At 61.3% G+C, this 18,261-nt stretch carries 10 protein-coding genes; 3 read left to right on the top strand and 7 right to left on the bottom strand.

The genetic code is table 11. From position 1 onward, the window contains the following. Positions 1-23 precede the first annotated feature (23 nt). Positions 24-1,055: an inner membrane protein YhjD gene (gene yhjD, locus ACOI7D_RS23595; RefSeq protein ID WP_012967097.1), complete on the top strand. Its 1,032-nt coding sequence runs from the start codon at positions 24-26 to the stop codon at positions 1,053-1,055. Between the two features lie 271 nt (positions 1,056-1,326). Further along, the gene (locus ACOI7D_RS23590; protein WP_017900001.1) at positions 1,327-2,649 is read left to right on the top strand and encodes an MFS transporter; all 1,323 of its coding nucleotides are present in this window, start codon (positions 1,327-1,329) and stop codon (positions 2,647-2,649) included. Positions 2,650-2,686: 37 nt separating this feature from the next. Here the strand turns inward: ACOI7D_RS23590 and ACOI7D_RS23585 are convergent, their stop codons facing one another. Further along, the gene (locus ACOI7D_RS23585) at positions 2,687-4,738 is read right to left on the bottom strand and encodes an AsmA family protein (RefSeq protein ID WP_050534345.1); all 2,052 of its coding nucleotides are present in this window, start codon (positions 4,736-4,738) and stop codon (positions 2,687-2,689) included. A 194-nt stretch (positions 4,739-4,932) separates the two neighbouring features. Here ACOI7D_RS23585 and ACOI7D_RS23580 point away from each other — a divergent pair, with 194 nt between their 5' ends. Further along, the gene (locus ACOI7D_RS23580; protein WP_109546833.1) at positions 4,933-5,862 is read left to right on the top strand and encodes a sugar kinase; all 930 of its coding nucleotides are present in this window, start codon (positions 4,933-4,935) and stop codon (positions 5,860-5,862) included. Between the two features lie 54 nt (positions 5,863-5,916). Here the strand turns inward: ACOI7D_RS23580 and ACOI7D_RS23575 are convergent, their stop codons facing one another. The 6 genes from ACOI7D_RS23575 to bcsB all read right to left on the bottom strand — a co-directional run bounded on the left by ACOI7D_RS23575 (position 5,917) and on the right by bcsB (position 18,251). Continuing rightward, positions 5,917-7,419: a M16 family metallopeptidase gene (locus ACOI7D_RS23575; protein WP_023291289.1), complete on the bottom strand. Its 1,503-nt coding sequence runs from the start codon at positions 7,417-7,419 to the stop codon at positions 5,917-5,919. Positions 7,420-7,638: 219 nt separating this feature from the next. Continuing rightward, the gene (locus tag ACOI7D_RS23570; RefSeq protein WP_023291290.1) at positions 7,639-8,925 is read right to left on the bottom strand and encodes a dicarboxylate/amino acid:cation symporter; all 1,287 of its coding nucleotides are present in this window, start codon (positions 8,923-8,925) and stop codon (positions 7,639-7,641) included. Positions 8,926-9,081: 156 nt separating this feature from the next. Then, entirely contained in the window at positions 9,082-11,088 is a 2,007-nt protein-coding gene (gene hmsP / locus ACOI7D_RS23565; RefSeq protein WP_064154933.1) for a biofilm formation regulator HmsP, read from the bottom strand. Positions 11,089-11,331: 243 nt separating this feature from the next. Continuing rightward, a complete protein-coding gene (gene bcsC, locus ACOI7D_RS23560; protein WP_109546832.1) occupies positions 11,332-14,811 on the bottom strand; it encodes a cellulose synthase complex outer membrane protein BcsC in 3,480 nt (1,159 codons plus the stop codon). Continuing rightward, positions 14,793-15,902, bottom strand: coding sequence for a cellulose synthase complex periplasmic endoglucanase BcsZ (bcsZ, locus tag ACOI7D_RS23555; RefSeq protein ID WP_109546831.1), 1,110 nt, complete (start codon positions 15,900-15,902; stop codon positions 14,793-14,795). The genes bcsC and bcsZ overlap by 19 nt, the downstream gene beginning before the upstream one ends. Positions 15,903-15,905: 3 nt before the next feature. Further along, the gene (bcsB, locus tag ACOI7D_RS23550; RefSeq protein ID WP_032429225.1) at positions 15,906-18,251 is read right to left on the bottom strand and encodes a cellulose biosynthesis cyclic di-GMP-binding regulatory protein BcsB; all 2,346 of its coding nucleotides are present in this window, start codon (positions 18,249-18,251) and stop codon (positions 15,906-15,908) included. Positions 18,252-18,261: the final 10 nt, after the last annotated feature.

Below are 18,261 nucleotides of genomic sequence, written 5' to 3'. Positions count from 1 at the left end.
GGTAAAAAAGGAAGAAATCACGTATGACGCCGGAAAACGACGATCGACGCCCCCCACAGGAACCGGACACGCAGCCGGAGAAAAACAAAAGCCCCCTCGACGCTCTCAATGACACGGCCGTCGGGCAAAAAGCCAGCCAGGCGCTGAAGACCGTCACCGGAACGGCGGCCAAAGTGCAGCGCAACCCGGTGATCGCCCACCTGATACGCGCCGCAGAGCGCTTCAACGACCGGCTGGGCAATCAGTTCGGCGCGGCCATCACCTACTTCTCGTTCCTGTCGATGATCCCGATCCTGATGGTCTCGTTTGCCGCCGCCGGCTTCGTGCTGGCCTGGCATCCGACCCTGCTGCAGGACATTTTCGACAAAATTCTGCAAAACGTCAGCGACCCGACGCTGGCGGCGACGCTGAAAAACACCATCAACACCGCGGTGCAGCAGCGCACCGCCGTCGGCCTCGTCGGCCTGCTGGTGGCGCTCTATTCCGGTATTAACTGGATGGGCAACCTGCGCGAAGCGATCCGCGCTCAGTCGCGCGACGTCTGGGAGCGCCGGCCGCAGGACGAGGAGAAAATCTGGATAAAATACTTCCGCGATCTTATCTCGCTGATCGGTCTGCTGGTGGCGCTGATTATTACGCTGTCGATCACCTCTGTCGCCGGTTCCGCCCAGCAGTTGATTATCTCCGCGCTGTATCTGGACAATATTGAATGGCTGAAACCCGCCTGGCGGCTGATCGGTCTCGCCATCTCGATTTTTGCCAACTATCTGCTCTTTTTCTGGATCTTCTGGCGGCTGCCGCGCCACCGTCCGCGGCGCAAAGCCCTGTTTCGCGGCACGCTTATCGCGGCGATTGGCTTTGAAATCATCAAAATCGTCATGACCTGGACGCTGCCGGCGCTGGTGAAATCCCCTTCCGGGGCGGCGTTCGGATCGGTGCTGGGGCTGATGGCCTTTTTCTATTTCTTTGCCCGCCTGACGCTGTTCTGCGCCGCGTGGATCGCCACCGCGGAGTATAAAGACGACCGGCGGATGCCGGGCAAAACCCACCGCTGAGGTATTGCGAGGATGAATAAAAGAGGCAAAATTCATCCTCGCGCTTGATTTCAGCAGATAAATCCAGGACGTAACTTTTATTTAACGAAAAACTGGTTTTATTCTCTATCTTTTTAATTGTGTGAAGCATTTCATAGAACTATTTTTTCTGGCGTAAAAATTATCCGCTTTTTGCCTCTTTTTTGCTCATTTTCCGCGTTTGTTACAGATTGAAATGTCCCGATGGCTGTGGCTATATGGCTTTTCGTTCGCGCAAAAATAAGAAAGATCTATGCAAGCCACAGCCACCACACTCGAAAACACGCAGGAAACCGCCCCGGTCAACTCACGCAATAAAGTCGTTGTCGCCTCGCTCATTGGCACCGCCATTGAGTTTTTCGACTTCTACATCTATGCCACTGCCGCGGTCATCGTCTTCCCGCATATCTTCTTCCCGCAGGGCGATGCCGCCGCGGCCACCCTGCAGTCGCTGGCCACCTTCGCCATCGCCTTCGTCGCCCGGCCAATCGGCTCCGCGCTGTTTGGCCACTTCGGCGATCGCGTCGGCCGGAAGGTCACCCTGGTGGCCTCGCTGTTAACCATGGGGATCTCCACTGTGGTGATCGGCCTGCTGCCCGGCTATGAAAGCATTGGCATTGTCGCGCCGATGCTGCTGGCGCTGGCGCGCTTCGGTCAGGGACTTGGCCTCGGAGGGGAGTGGGGCGGCGCAGCGCTGCTGGCAACGGAAAACGCCCCGGCGCGCAAGCGCGCCCTGTATGGCTCCTTCCCGCAGCTGGGCGCGCCGATCGGCTTCTTCTTCGCCAACGGCACCTTCCTGCTGCTCTCCTGGCTGTTAACCGATCAGCAGTTTATGGAGTGGGGCTGGCGCGTGCCGTTTATCTTCTCCGCGGTGCTGGTGATCATCGGTCTGTATGTTCGCGTTTCGCTGCATGAGACCCCGGTCTTCGCCAAAGTGGCGGCGGCGAAAAAACAGGTCAAAATCCCGCTGGGTACCCTGTTGACCAAACACGTCCGCGTGACGGTGCTGGGCACCTTCATCATGCTGGCAACCTATACCCTGTTCTACATCATGACCGTCTACTCGATGACCTTCAGCACCGGCGCGGCGCCGAATGGCCTGGGCCTGCCGCGTAACGAAGTGCTGTGGATGCTGATGATGGCGGTGATTGGCTTTGGCGTGATGGTGCCGATCGCCGGCCTGCTGGCGGACGCCTTTGGTCGTCGTAAGAGCATGATTATCATCACCACGATGATTATTTTGTTCGCCCTGTTCGCCTTTAAACCGCTGCTGGGTTCCGGTAACCCGCTGCTGGTCTTTGCCTTCCTGCTGCTGGGCTTAAGCCTGATGGGACTGACCTTTGGCCCGATGGGCGCGCTGCTGCCGGAGCTGTTCCCGACGGAAGTGCGCTACACCGGGGCGTCGTTCTCCTATAACGTGTCGTCGATCCTCGGCGCCTCGGTCGCGCCGTACATTGCCGCCTGGCTGCAGGGCAACTATGGCCTCGCGGCGGTCGGCACCTATCTGGCGGCGATGGCGGCGCTGACGCTGATCGCCCTGCTGCTGACCCACGAGACCCGCCACCAGTCGTTGTGATCCTTCGCCCTGACGCCGCTGGCGTCAGGGCTCTCCCCTACTTTTTCATCTGCGACAATATGGTCCGGCACTGGTTGCTATCGCCCTCCGCCGGGGAGATCAGCGCCAGCAGCGCGGCAGCCGGCGTCACCAGAGTAGCCAGCGCCGCCGCTACCGCGCCGCGGACAATCAGCGGCCCGGCCTTCACCCCCGCCTGCGGCGATTTAAAGGTGCCGCGAACATACAGCGGGGAACGCAGAGTGATCACCCGAAAGCCTTTGCTTTCCGGATCGATGGTCAGGTCCAGCTGCTCGGAGGCGAAGCTGGCGGTCCCGGTCACATTGATCAGCGCGTTTTCCGTATCGAAGGCAAAAATCTGCGGCCGGGCGACGCCGTTGGTCACGTCGATATTGGCCGCCGCGCAGTTCACCCGAACCTCCTCATCGCCAAAAATCTGACCGATCAGGTAGTTGCCAACGTTAAGGCCGAGAATTTCCATCAGGTTGCGACTGATCAGGCCGTCATTCATCAGCAGCTTCAGGTTGCCGTTGCTGTTGCCGAGCAGGGCCGCCACCGAGTTGCCGCTGCCGCGCAGCTGAACGTCGCCATTCATCTCGCCGAGGGTTTTCTGCATCATCTCGACGTTCGGCATCAGCGCCTTCAGCTTCAGGCGCCGCGCCTGCAGATTGGCCTCACCCTGCAGCGGCTTTTTATCGCCCTGCAGGTGCACGCTGCCGGCAATCGACCCGTTGGCCAGGCCAAAGCGCACCGGCTGCAGGCGCAGGTCGCCATCCTCCAGGATCACGTGGGTCGCCAGATCGCTGATCGGCAGCGTACCGCCGTGCTCAATTCTCCGGCCCTTAAAGCGTACATCGGCATCCATCACCTGCCATTTATCGGTTTCAAAGCGGTCCGCCGGCAGCACTTTACCCGCCGGCTGCGGCCGATCGCCCGCCTGGCGCGCAGCGCTTTTCTTCGTCCCTTTGCCGGAGTCGACGCCGATTAACGGCCCGAGATCCGCCAGCCGCAGCTGCTTCGACTCCATGTCGCCGCTGAGCTTCGGCCGCGGTTTGCCAGTGGTATAGGTCAGGGAACCATGAATGTCGCTATCGCCGATCCGGCCGTTAAAATTCTGATAGTCAAAGCGCATGCTGTTTTTCTGCTTAAAGTCGGCGCGCAGACGGCCGTCGGTGGAGAACGACGGCGTCTCCGGCAGCAGCACGCCGGTCAGGTCGTAGAGATCGCGCAGCGAATCGCCGGCGAATTTCAGCCGCAGGTCAATGCCGCCGACGTTGAGCGGATCGCTGACCGTGCCGCTGAACGCCACCCGCGTATTGCCGGAGCGGAAGTCGCCCTGCAGCGGGAAAGGCGTGCTTGCGCTGCGCAGAGCCAGCATGCCGCCGATTTTACCGTTGCCGGTGACCGGCTGGTCCTTATAGCGGCCCTTCAGCGACAGGCCAAAGACGTAGTCGCCTGGTTTCGCCGCGCTATGCCGATCCTTCGTGCCAGTGACTTCGCTGAACGGCAGCGGTTTGCCGAGGGGATCGACGAGGATGGTGATATCGCTGCGGGTGATCTTGTCATCAATGGCGATAGTCCCGCGATCGAAGAGAATGTTATCGAGGCGGAAAGACCAGCTGGAGGGGGCGCTGTCCCCCGCGGCACGCTGATCGCCAGCCAGCTGAAAGGTCCAGTTATTGTTGTCTTCCGCCAGGCGGATCAGCCGCACGTCGGGCTGTTCCAGCTTGATCCACGGCAGATACACCGTTTTGCTCAGCAGCGCCAGCGGGGCGAGGGTCGCCTCCACCCGCGGCAGGTGGATCATGGTCACCTGGGGAATGGCCGGCGGGTTGCCCAGCACGATATTTTCCGCGTGCACATGGGGCCACGGGATCCAGCTGCGCCAGCCGCGCTCCTCCGGCTGCCGCTCCCAGACCACGCCGAGATCGCCGCGGATGGCGAACGGGCGGTTCAGCTCGGCAGACACTTTCTGATTAATCGTCGGCTTCAGCCGGTTCCAGTCGAAGGTGGCCAACACGATAAAAAAGAGAACGATCAGCAACAGTATCGTTCCTGTGATGATAACCAACGTTTTACGGGTTCTGCTCATCCCTACTCCGCTCCTTTTGCATCACGTCAGTCCTGAATATAGTCAAAAAGCGGCGTTTCTCCTGGAAATGCGCTTTTCGTCACATTACGCGCGTCAGGTCAAAAAAATAATGGAACGATGTTTTAATATGATTGACCAGCAAAACAGCGCAGCGCACACTAGCGCTTATATCGATTCCATTGCAGGTTCTGGCTATGTCTAAAAAAATTGCCGTCATTGGCGAATGCATGATTGAGCTGTCAGAGAATAACGGGGCCGTTAACCGCGGCTTTGGCGGCGATACCTTAAACACCTCGGTCTACATCGCGCGGCAGACGGATGCCAGCGCGCTGAGCGTCCACTACGTCACCGCGCTGGGAACCGATGCGTTCAGCCAGCAGATGCTCGACAGTTGGCAGCAGGAAAACGTCAACACCAGCCTGATCCAGCGGATGGCCGACCGCCTGCCGGGGCTGTATTACATTGAAACCGATGACGCCGGCGAGCGCACCTTCTACTACTGGCGCAACGAGGCGGCGGCAAAATTCTGGCTGGAGAGCGATCGCGCGGCGGCGATTTGCGAAGAGCTGGCCACGTTCGACTATCTCTACCTGAGCGGCATCAGCCTCGCCATTCTCAGCCCGGCCAGTCGTGCCAGGCTGTTCACGCTGCTGCGTGAGTGCCGCGGCAACGGCGGCAAGGTGATCTTCGACAACAACTATCGCCCGCGCCTGTGGGCCAGCCAGGCGGAGACGCAGCAGGTCTATCAGGAGATGCTCGCCTGCACCGATATCGCGTTTCTGACCCTCGATGATGAAGACGCGCTGTGGGGGGAAAAACCGGTCGCCGAGGTGATCGCCCGCACCCACGCCGCCGGCGTGGAAGAGGTGGTGGTGAAGCGCGGAGCGGATGCCTGCCTGGTCTCGGTGAGCGGGCAACCGCTGCGGGAAGTGCCGGCCGTCAAACTGGCCAAAGAGAAAGTGGTGGATACCACCGCCGCCGGCGACTCCTTCAGCGCCGGCTATCTGGCCGTGCGCCTGACCGGCGGCGATGCTGAATCCGCCGCCAGACGCGGACATCTGACCGCCAGCACGGTGATCCAGTATCGCGGGGCGATTATCCCCCGGGAAGCAATGCCGCAATAATCCTCACCTGTAAGCGCTCTCCGGCCGCCGCTGGCGCGCCGGAGAGGCGTCAGGTTACTGCCCCGACGGGATGTCGCTGGCCTCGCTGTGGGCGTCAACCGTATCGGCGCTGCCGCTGGTCGCTGCGGTCGCCGGACTCGGCGCCATCAGTTTTTCCCACGTGGCCTGCAGCTCCTTCATGTTGTATTCCGGTTCGCCTTTCGGCTGCTGCAACACCAGCGCCATATCCTGAGACAGTTGCTGACGCAGGTACTGGTTCAGCATGTCCACCGTCAGGGAGTTGAGGAACTCCTGACGCAGCTTCTGGTACTGCTCCGGCGCGATATCCACCACCTGATTTTGCAGGGAGCGCATGCGCTGGCTCATCAGAATGTCGGTATCGGTGCGCGCATAGGTGGCAAACAGCTTCTGCAGCTCGAGGCTTTTCTGAGCGATAAGCGCGTCAAACTCCTCCTGCGGCAGGCCGTTGTCGCGCACTTTCGCCAGCTCGCGCGAGACCACGCTCAGGTTGTTATTCAGGCGCTCGCCCGGCGATTCGATGTTGATGGCGCACTGCGCGCGCTGATAGAGCACCCGGCAGTCAAAACCAAGACCAATATCCTTGACGTTATTTTTACTCAGGCTCTGCTGCACGTGCCAGAACAGCGCTTCGCGGGCGAGGTCGTCACGCCAGTAGCGCTGCAGCGCCGCGGAGTCGCGGATCGGCTGCCAGGGGGCGTCCCACATGATGGACAGTTTGTCCTGGCGCACGGCGCTGGTCATGATGCTGACCGGCACGGTGGGCAGCGGCGATAAGGTCGGCACCGCCGCGGGCGTTTCCCGCTTGCCCTTCAGATCGCCAAAGGTTTTGCTGATTTGCTCAGCGACGCTGCGGCTGTCGACGTTACCCACCACGATCAGCGTCATGGCGTCGGGGGTGTACCATTTTTGATAAAAGTCTTTCAGATGCGCCACGTCGATCGGCTGCTTCAGCGGCGCGGCGGGATCGTGGCCCAGCATGGTGGAGCCCTTAAGGCGATAGCGCCACCAGCCCTCTTTGGTATCCAGCGGCCAGGTCGCCACCATGTCGTTGCCCTGCAGCGCGTGATTGATCGATTCAGGCGTAATGGTCAGTTTACCGCTGGCGTCCGCCAGCCAGCTCAGCGCCTCTTTCAGCAGATCGTTGCGGTTATTCGGCAGGCTGAGATTAAACATCGTGTAATCGTAGGAGACGATGGCCGGCGGCAGAGGACGCTTCGGGTCAATACTCTGCTGCCACAGCGAGCGCGCCTGCATCGTCGGCAGGCTGCCGCTTTGCGTCAACGCCAGACGGGGAATAAAACGGCTGAAACCGCTCTGCTGAGTGCTTTCGCTCAGCGAGCCAATATTCACGGACAGACGGACTTCGATACGGTCGCTGGGACGCTGCGGCGTGGCCAGCACCTGCCACGACAACCCATTCGCTAAGGTCCCTTGTTGCCAGGCCGGATCAGGCTGGAGCGCTTCTGCCTGCACATAACCGGCCGCCGCTACCATCAGCAAACCGCCCGTTAAGAGTTTAATTGTTGTGCCCTGCATGTGAACCCCTGATGAACATTCCTGGTTACAACAGCATCCCACTGACGGGCTGCCGAAAAAAGTGAGAGTGAAATACGTCGGTTAGACCACACGGAGACGAAAATGTCGCATGACAACGTAAAATAATCATTTCGTGTCATTCCCGCCGGGCGGAAATGACCTCTAATTATGCGCAGGAGCCCGTACTCCAGCAAGGGAGTACGGGCCTAAGAGGAGGATTTAAGAGGATAATTCGTGCGTTTTGTTCGCGGGAACACGGTTATTCAGCACATCATCCATCTGTTTGGCATCGAGTTCTTTAACCCATTTCGCGACCACCACCGTGGCGACGCCGTTACCCACCAGGTTAGTCAGCGCACGGGCTTCGGACATAAAGCGGTCAATACCGAGGATCAGCGCCAGGCCAGCCACCGGCAAATGCCCGACGGCCGAGATGGTCGCCGCCAGCACGATGAAGCCGCTGCCGGTCACTCCCGCCGCCCCTTTCGAGGAGAGCAGCAGCACCACCAGCAGGGTGATTTGATGGAAAATATCCATATGGCTGTTGGTCGCCTGGGCGATAAAGACCGCCGCCATCGTCAGATAGATAGAGGTGCCGTCGAGGTTGAACGAATAGCCGGTCGGGATCACCAGGCCCACCACCGATTTACGACAGCCGAGCTTCTCCATCTTGTCGAGCATGCGCGGCAGCGCCGATTCGGATGAAGAGGTCCCCAGCACGATCAGCAGCTCTTCGCGGATATAGCGGATAAATTTAAAGATGCTGAAGCCGGTGGCTTTGGCGATTGACCCCAGCACCACCACCACGAACAGGATACAAGTGATATAGAAGCAGATGATCAGCTGGCCCAGCTGCACCAGGGTGCCGACGCCATATTTACCGATGGTGAAGGCCATGGCCCCGAAGGCGCCGATCGGCGCCAGGCGCATGATCATATTGATGATGCCGAAGATGACCTGCGAGAAACTTTCAATGACGTTGAAAATCAGCTGGCCCTTGCTGCCCAGACGATGCAGGGCAAAGCCAAACAGAACGGCGAACAGCAGAACCTGAAGGATGTTGCCGCTGGCGAAGGCGCCAATGACGCTGCCCGGGATCACATCCAGTAAAAAGGCCACTACCCCCTGGTCTTTCGCCTGCTCAGCGTACACCGCCACCGCTTTCGCATCGAGCGTCGACGGGTCGACGTTCATCCCGGCCCCCGGCTGCACCACGTTGACAATAACCAGACCGATAATCAGCGCGATGGTGCTGACCACTTCGAAATAGAGCAACGCCACCGCCCCGGTACGGCCAACGGCTTTCATGCTCTCCATTCCGGCGATCCCCGTCACGACGGTACAGAAGATAACCGGAGCAATCACCATTTTAATCAGCTTAACGAAGGCGTCGCCGAAGGGTTTCATTTGCGCGCCCAGTTCCGGGTAAAAATGGCCCAGCAGAATACCGATCGCTATGGCCGTCAGAACCTGGACATAGAGGCTTTTAAAGATAGAGGTTTTCATAGGGTGTCCTTTGGGAATAACCACAGAGCAAGAAGGGATATTTGACGTCTGTGGCTTAAAAATAACACCCTGGAAACATTTCAGAAATAACTAACGCCGAAAGTGCAACGCGATTGTTAAAATCTTTGAGCTGACTCGCACAAGTCAACAAAACATTTACAAATTTGCATCTTCCCGGACCGGGGATAAATAGCGGGCGCTGAACGCCTCCTGCGGTAAAGCGCAACCGAACAGGTGGCCCTGGAGCACCTCGACGCCGGCGGCTTGCAACCAGCGAGACTGGTCTTCCGTTTCCACCCCTTCCGCCACAATGCGCAGCGACAGGCCGCGCGCGAGCTGGATGATCGCCGGCACCATGCTGACATCCTCCGGCAGCATATCGATGAATACCTTATCAATTTTCAGAATATCCACCGGCAGAGCCTTCATCTGCTGCAGCTGGTGCAACCCGGCATAACCCATGCCAAAATCATCCAGCGCAATCCGCACGCCGGCCTCGCGCAGAGGCCGCAACCGCGCCATCACATCCTGCGGATCGTCCATCCGGCAGCTCTCCGTCACCTCAAGGATGAGGGTGCCCGGCGCAATGCGGTAGCGGGCGATCAGCTTCAGCATCTCCTCGCCACGGTCGTGCTCCAGCAGCTGGAGCAGAGAAACATTGACCGACAGCGGCAGCATAATGCCCTGGCTTTGCCAGGCGGCCAGCTGGCGGCAGGCCTCTTCCATCACCCAGTAGCCGACCGGGATAATCAGCCCGCAGGACTCAATGCGCTCAATCAGCGCCGGCGGTAGCGACCAGCTGCCATCCGCCTGCCGCTGGCGCAGCAGCACCTCGGCGCCGCAGAGCTCGCCGCTGGCGCAGGCCACCTGCGGCTGCAGCCAGATCGCGAACTGCTGGTTGTCGAGGGCGGTCATAATTTCGTGCTCTTCCATCAGGCGGCGCTGAGCCTTTTCCATCTGCTCGGGATCGAAGAACTCAATCTGATTTTTACCTTTGCGTCTTGCGGTGACCGCGGCCGAGACCGCGCGCCGGTAAAACTGTTCGGCGCTGAGACCGGGGTGGAACATGGCGATCCCGACGCTGGCGTAGGGCCGCAGCTGCAGACCATGCAGCGGTAAACGTTCATTAATAATAGTGAGCACTTGCTTACTTATCGTCACCGCCTGCCAGGATTCGGCGAGGCCATCGGCGAGAATGGCGAAGTCATAGCCGCTTACCTGGGCCAGCACCATCTGCGGCGGGATCGCGGCGCGCAGCTTCTCCACCAGCGTCAGGAGCAGCATTTCGCGCTGGCTCTCCTTGAGCACGCCGGCGGCGTCCTGCAGGGTTTCACAGGCGACGACGATCAGCGCGGCGCTCTGCGGGCGGGCCACCGTCTGCTCCAGCATCGCCAGCAAAAAGGCTTTATTCGGCAGCTCGGAGACCGGGAAGCGGGTCGACTGGATGGACAGCTCATCATGCTGGCGCACCAGGCTCTGCTGGTTGCGGTTATAGCTGCGCACCAGCATGCCGATCTCGTCGTCATGGTGCAGGCGCGGGAGGGTCAGCTGATGGCCAAGACGCTCCTGCTGGGAGAGATCGTTCAGCTCGCGGGCGATACGCCGCAGGGGGCGAACCATCAGCCGGTTGATGCACCAGGTGAGCGCCACCGTTAGCATCAGCACCAGAAGTAAGTAAGCAGTCACTAACGTAGCAAGGGCGCTCATGACGAATTTATACATGCGATAGGAGTCAGCCTGCAGCACCAGATAGGCCAGCGGCTGCGGGTTGGCCGGCCGCTCCAGCGAATAAATGGGCAGCGAAATCTGCACCGGCAGCTCAAACAGCCGGGTGATGGTCACCGGCACCGACCGCTCAGGGATAAACCGCATCCGCAGCGCCTGGAACTGGTTGGGCAAGACGACATCCGCCCGGCTGACGATGCCAGCAGGCTGGATACGGCTTAAAATGGCTTCCGCTTCCGGAATATCGGCTTTCAGAATAGCCGCAGACAGCGGTTCGCGAACGGATCGCGCGATACTTTCTAACTGCGTGGCCGTGGTAAAGCGACTCTGTTGCACAAAGTGAAACAGCAAAATAGTGCAAAAAACCAATACAAAGGCCATGGACACGCTCGCGACCATCGCCATCTGTTTGATTGTAAGTGAACGGCTGACGCGCAACGGTGTTCTCCACTGATACTGAATGCATACCCGGCATTAATCCTTCAATCCCGGTCGTTTCAGGCTGATTATATACTTAAATCCTTCGCCCACGCCCGCGAGGGATGAAGTGACGGGATAGCTCCGCGCGGTGGCGCAGACGCCGGAGAGACCTCCCCGGCGGCCGACGGTGGGCAACGCCACACGAGTATACGCGAAGCGCGCCGTGGAGTGGTGCTCTGTGACGTAATTCAGCCTATTCTGCTACCAGTCGGCGTAAGGCACCAGCGGCTGGGGCGGCATATCCAGATCCCCCTGCCAGCCGGCCGCCGAATAGCGCACGTAAAGCAGCGCATGGCTCGGGGTGTAGTCCTTCGCCTGCTGAATATCGACCGCGGCGCCAACGAACCAGTTGCTGGTCACCCGCCGCTCCACCAGCGCTCTGGCGGTGTAACCGAATCCCTGGCTGCTGCCGCCCTCCTCCGTCAGTTCGCTGGCGCGCTGCCGGTAGTCGGACGGGATCAGGTTCAGCAGCGGATAGCGGGCTTGCGTCTGGGTACGCGAATGGGACCATGAGACCGATCCGCCGAGTTCCCAGGACCAGTTCTCCGTGCGCTGACGCCAGGTCACCGGCACAGCGAACGAGAGATACTCCTGCGGGCTGTAATAGCCACCCTGGCCGAGGGTGTAGCCGCTGAGATCTTTGTCGTAGTGCCAGATCATATTGTTGAGGCCGACGGTGACGCGACGATTATTCTCGTTAATCACCTTATAGTAGTAGCCGGTCATCCAGCGCACGCGCCAGTTATCCGCCACGTTTTTACCGGTCAGCGAGTCGGCCCCCAGCGAGGACCAGATACCGTGCGCTTCGCCCCGGTCATAGCTGAGGCTCACACCGCCGCCGTCGGCGCGAACGCCGCCCCAGGTGGTGCCGGTATGGCTGTTGCTGTCTTTCTGCCCGCTAAAGGAGAGCAGCGAGCTGGAGATGGGCCGCCGGTGCACGTTGACCGTGTATCCCACCGGCCCGACGTCGCTGCTGTAGCTCAGGCCGCCGACCACATCGACGACATTGAAGCCCATCGGCGTGGTGCCGATATCGCCGCTCCAGGTGTCATTCTTCCAGCCGACCGCCACGCTGGCCCCGCTGTCGGTCTGATTTTTACTGCCGCTGGTACAGGCGATCTCCCCGCAGGTGCCCCAGCTGGGCGAGTAGCTCCCGTCGCTGTGGGTGGAAAAGCTGCCGGCATCCATATTGACCAGGTCGGTGCGGAAGAACATCCGGCCATCCGCCAGCGGGGCATCCACCTGCAGCATGGTGGTATGCGCCTTGAGGTCGGAATAGCCGCCGGTGCCGCTGGATCCCCAAAAGTCGTGTTCCAGGGTGACGTTCAGATCCTGCTGGCGATAAAGGTCGGCGGCATCGCTGCGGATCCCGCGCTTCAGCCAGTCATCCCGGCTGTCGTTGCGCGTCAGCCGGGTAAAGGTATCGTTATCCTGCGGCGGCGCGGGGGTGATGCCGGAGGCCACCATCGCCTCCCGGTAGTGGGTCAGCGCCTGCTGCGGCTCCCCGTTCCGGGTGGCAAAACGCGCGGCATCGCGCAGCACCAGCGCGCTCTCCATCGAGGGCGGCTGCGCCTTCGCCTGCGGCACAATCTGGTTAAAAATCTGTTGGGCGTCAGCGGTATCGCCAAGGCCGGCTCGCGCCAGGGCGACCCGCCGCTGCATATTCATGGATTCGGCCTCTGCGCCTTTCAGCTGCATGACCTGCGCCCGGGCGGCCTGTTTATCGCCCTCGGCCAGATAGACTTCCGCAAGGCCGAGGCGCGCATCGCCGTTGTCGGCTTCCTGACGCAGCACCCGCTGATAGTCGGCAATCGCCGTCTGGTTGTCCCCGCGCTGCTGGGCCCAGTCGGCCAGCGTCAGGTCATAGCGCACCGAGGCCGGCTGCTGTTTGATGAGGGCGATCGCCTGCGCTTCCTCGCCGCTGTCGCGCAGCTGGTTCGCCTGGCGCAGCACCCGGTCGCTTTGCAAACGCGCCTCAAGTTCACGAATGTTATCCGTCCACGCGCTGCGCGGCAGAGCGGCGATTTGCGCCAGCGCCAGATCGTCCTGGTCGTTCCCCGACAGGTAGAGCCCCGAGGCGTAGACCCGTTCGGCATCCTGCGGCTGGCGGTTGACCATCGTCCGCATCAGTGCGTCGGCCTCCTGGCGCTCACCGGCGCTGACCAGATCCCGCGCCAGACGGTAGGTTATCCACACGCTGTCCGGCTCGAGCGCCAGGCGCCGACGCTGAACTTCCGCCGCCTGCGCCCAGTTGCCCTGGCTCTCCAGGGCCTGCGCTTGTTTCTCCAGCCGGTCGTTGGTCAGGCTGCGCTCAATATCATCGATGCTGCGCCGCTGGGCGGGAGGAAGACCAGCGATCCAGGCGCTGGCTTTCTCGGGCGATTCAGCGCGATAGAGGTTGGCCAGGCCGCGCACCGCCAGATTATTCCCGCGATCCAGGCGCAACGCCTGCTGGTAATAGCGCTCCGCCGCCGCCGCCTCTTTGCGCGCCGCCGCGACGTCGCCCAGCCCCAGCACGGCATAGCTGTCGGTCCGATCGACCCGCTGCGCCTGGGCATAATAATTCTGCGCCTGTGAAAGCTGACCGGCCTTCAGGGCGTTATCCCCCTGCTTGATCAGCAGCCAGTAGCGGTTGGTTTGCAGCAGGCTGTCCCATTTGCCGCGATTTGGGCTGTCGGGATCCATGGCAATCGCTTTATTGAGCTGGGCCACCGCGCGCGCGCGGTCGCCGCGCTGGGAATAGGCCTGGCCGAGGGCGCCCACCGCATCGCTGTCGCGGCTGTCGGCCTGAACGGCTTTCTGCAGATCCGCCACCGCCTGCGAGGTATTTCCGGATTTGACCGCCGCCAGCCCTTCCGAGCGGGCGCGGAACGTCGGATCCTGCAGCTGCGCCTGCTGCTGGTCAAGCAGGACGCGGGCGTTCGCCGCCACCGAGCCGGTAGGAAACTGCAGCAGGAATTGCTGCAACGCCTGCACGCTGCCCTTGCTCACCGGCATGCTTTTCACCTCGCTGAACCACATATCGGCGGCGATACCGCGTCCTGAGGCTGAGCGGGCCATTTCCGCCAGATAGGCGAACCCTTCCTGCGGTTTGTTATCGGCAAACATCTGCTTCGCCAGCGCCGTCAGCAGGCTGACGTTGCCCGGCGCGCTGGCGTTCAGTTTTTTCAGCTGGCTGAGGCCTTCGCTATGACGGGCCGGCAGGCGCGCCACCAGCGTCCAGTATTCAATAGCGGCATCAACATCATCCGGCACGCCGCCGAACAGTTTTTCATAGGCGGCGATGGCTTCATCGACCTTCCCGGCCACGCCCAGCAGGCGCGCCTGCTGCAGCGCCTGACGGCCCTCGCCGGTGTTGCTTTTCATCTCATTGCGCGACGCCTTCAGCTCAGGGGAATCCGGCGCCAGCTTCGTCAGTCGCTCCAGCTCTTTTTGCGCCCCGGCGGTATCCCCCTGGCGCAGCAGGTAGCGCATCCGCGCGGCAATCAGGTCCGGGTTGTTGGGGTCGATCAGCTCCAGACGGTATAGCGACTGACGCACCAGGTCTTCACGATTGCTGGCCTCGCCGAGGCGCACCTGCTCCAGCAGATGTTCCTGGGCGGGCGTCGTCGCCGCCTGCGCTAACGGCAGCAGCGCAACGCCGAGGGACAGCGTGAGTAAACTTAGTGAGAGCTTGCGCATTCCTGGTTCCAGTCAGGTTGTAATTCGCCACCCGCAGTGAAACGAAAACGGTGTTGATCCCAACCCTGACCGAACAGCGTCAGGACCGCGCTGTAGTAGGCATCCGCGCCGGGATAGTTATCGGCGACGCGCTGTCGTTGCACCGACCGGGCCTCGTCGTTCTGTAAAAACGGCAGCATCACCGCGGAGAAGCCCACCGGCCCCTGGCCGCTGGTTTTACCGGTGGCGATATTCACTTTCTCCGGCGGTACCCCCTGCTCCGTGGTCTGCGCCGCCATCGGCGCAAAGCGGGCCAGCAGACGCGCTTTTTGCTTATCGCCATCATGAAGCATGCCCACCCACAGGTAGACGCGAATCGCGTCATAGCTGCCGATCAGCGGCTTCTCCGTTTTCAGCTGCCAGCCTTTCCCTTTCTCATAGCGCACCCAGTCCGGGGTAAAGCCTTTCGGCGCGGTCTCCAGCAGCAGACGCAGGTTCGTGTCGCGCAGGGTGGGCCACGGCGCGCCAAAACGCACAAAATAGGTGGCCAGCTGCGGCGGAAGATAGCTGGGGTTAAACCGCCAGCCGCTGTCGTCGGCAAAACCGACTTTTCCCGGCAGCAGCATCGTACCAAGGCCCGGCACCGCCACCGTCTCTTCGTCAACAATCCGCGCCAGCAGCGCTTTCCCGGTCTCGATGTACTGCGGCTGCTGCCACAGGCGCCCCGCCTCCAGCAGCGCCCAGGCTATCCACAGATCCGAGTCGGATGCCGAATTGCTGTCCAGCAGCGTCCACTGTTCGTCGTCCTTTTTCCCCCACAGCCAGCCCGGCAGATGCTGCCGCAGGTCGCCCTCCGCCAGGTTGTTCTGCGTCCAGGTCAGCAGCTTGTCGAACCCCGCGCGATCGTTGGCCGCCAGGGCAAAGAACAGGCCATAGCTCTGTCCTTCGGAAGTGGAAATTTTGCGCGCATCGCTGGGGTCGATCACCCGCCCCTCGGGGCTGACGTACGCTTTCTTAAACTGCTCCCAGGCGGGCCACTGGCAAGCGGCGCTCGCCTGGCCCGCCGCCAGTACCAGCGCGGAGAGCACCGCGCTGCAAAGTACTTTCATCATCGTTTATTCATCATCCAGGCTAAGGCGGCGGCGGCTGATAATGCGCAGCATGCGCCACAGCACCCACGCCAGCAGCACGATACTGACCGCGGCGAAGATCGCCAGCAGTATCGGGTGGTTAGAGAGCGCGAACCAGATGCGCTCGAACCAGGGCAGATGGCCGACATAGTAAACATCGCCCACCCGCAGGCTGTTGACGCCGGATTCGCGGATCACCGCCACCGAGCCAAACATCGCCGCCCGCTTACCGCTGTCGTTGAGGGCGTTGGTCAGCAATTCATTACCGCGCGGGCTGTCGGCCAGCAGGGCCACCACGCTACGCTGATCGTTGTAGGGCGACTGGAAGCCAATCACCGCCGCCATCGGTCCGGAAGAGGTGATGTCGGTGCGGGTGTTGGGCGTGCGGGCCTCGTCATCGGGATAAATGCTCGCCAGGTCATAGTGGCGCATCGGCATTTTCACCCAGCTTTTGGTCGCCTCGACCAGCAGGTTGATTTTGGTATCGTCCTTGAGAGACGAGGGGATCGCGCCGATCAGCAGCAGATCCGCATCTTTATTCTTGATCTGGTTGCCATCGTCGGTCATTTGCAGATTAATCGCCGCCAGGCCGGTCTGCGAACCGATGCCGCCCAGCGCCTGCAGCAGCGTCGCCACCTGGCCCTGGGTCGGCGCCTTCGGCACCACCACCAGGGTGTCGGCGAGGTCAGCCATTCGGCTGTAAGGGAAGCCCGCATTGGCGAAGACGCGCAGGTCCGGCAGCGCAATAAAGTGATAATACTTCGAGAAGTCGATGGTCGAATCGTCGCCGATCACCACATGGTTCTGCACCGGCTGGAAGGTAATACAGTTGTCGATGGAGCCGCCGGGCATCGGGTTCATGTACTGGAAGTCAAAGCGCAGCTGGTTCACCGCCCCAAGACGCAGCGCGGGGATGGTGACCTCCGATTTGCCGTCCAGCAGCCCCTGCAGCACCGGCAGGCGCAGGATCAGTTTGTTCACGTCCTGGGAGCTGTTAAGGCTGAACGACTGCAGGAACTGGTCGTTGAGGCTGATATCCATCCGCGAGCTGTCCTTCACCGGCGGCATGGTGTAGCGATATTTCAGATCCATATCGATGCCGTTGGCCCGCAGCAGATAGAGATCCGGCGGCAGGTTAAGCGCCACGGTGATGGCATCCGGCACCAGCCCGCTGGACTGCAGCTGTTGCTCATAGGTTTTCAGCTCAGCAAAGGTGACCGAGCGGTCGGTGCGCACCCAGTTTGGCGCATCGTATGGCTGCCGCGGCTGCAGGGTTTTGATGCCGTCCACGGTGACGCTGCTGCCGCGGAACAGAATATTGCCCTGGGCAATCCCCTTCGCCGCCAGCAGCAGGTCTTTATCATCGCGGCCGAAAATCACCAGCAGCTTGACGTAAGGATCGTTCGGGTTGTCGATCATTTCGATGGTCGGCGCGTTGACCGGCGGATGATCGCGCAGGAAATCCGGACGCTTGTCGTTGGTGGCGAAGACGATGGCGTTACGATCCGGCAGTTCGTTGAAATAGACCGGGAACTGCTGGCCGCGCCAGCCGGCCTTGCTGCCGAACCATGAGGCGATAATCGCCGCCGCCTGCTGCTGGGCCACCGCCGGCGAACCCGGGAAAATCATCGGCAGCGTCAGCGGGCGGTTGTCGCGCGGATCGTAGAACGGCACCGGGAAGTGCGACAGATCGTTATGCACCTTCAGCGACTGGTAGGTGAGATCCAGATAGCTTTCGCGCCCGACGTCCAGCCACAGCGTGCTGCTGGCCGGGTTTTCGCAGACATCGCGATAGTGGCCGACAAACTCCAGCCGTATGCGGTTGAAGTCGGTGATATACAGCGGGTCAATCGGCAGCTGCGCGCGGATCTTTTTCCCCAGCTGCTCTTTGGTGACGGGCAGAACGCCCATCAGCTCATCGTTGAGATAGACTTTCAGCTGCGACTGCACGGGCAACAGCGAGGGCGACGGGGTATATTCCAGATTGAGCAGCGCGTTGGCGACCAGCTCATCGCTGCGCATGCCGAATTCGACCGAGGCGTCAGGCCGAGAGCCGCGCAGCACAATGCTGCCCGGAGGCGGCGCGATGGTGGCAAAGGTCAGCTTCACCTCCCGCTGCGGGATATTCTCGGCGACCACCGCCGGAGCGGTCGGTTCGGCGAGGGTCGCCGTCGGCTCGCCAATCGTCACCGGCGCGGGCGGGGTGGCCGCCTGCGGCTGAACGCCAGGAGCCGGGTTCACCACGGCGGCCGGCGCCGCGTAAGAGGCCAGCGGATACCAGCTGCACATGCCCACCGCTACTGCACACATCCAGGAAAGTTTTCTTTTCATCGCATTATCA

It is taken from the genome of Klebsiella sp. C360 (assembly GCF_048822415.1).
Classification (GTDB): Bacteria; Pseudomonadota; Gammaproteobacteria; order Enterobacterales; family Enterobacteriaceae; genus Klebsiella; species Klebsiella quasipneumoniae.
Note: the sequence above shows the minus strand (reverse complement) of the source record. Positions and strands in the feature narration are given on the sequence as shown.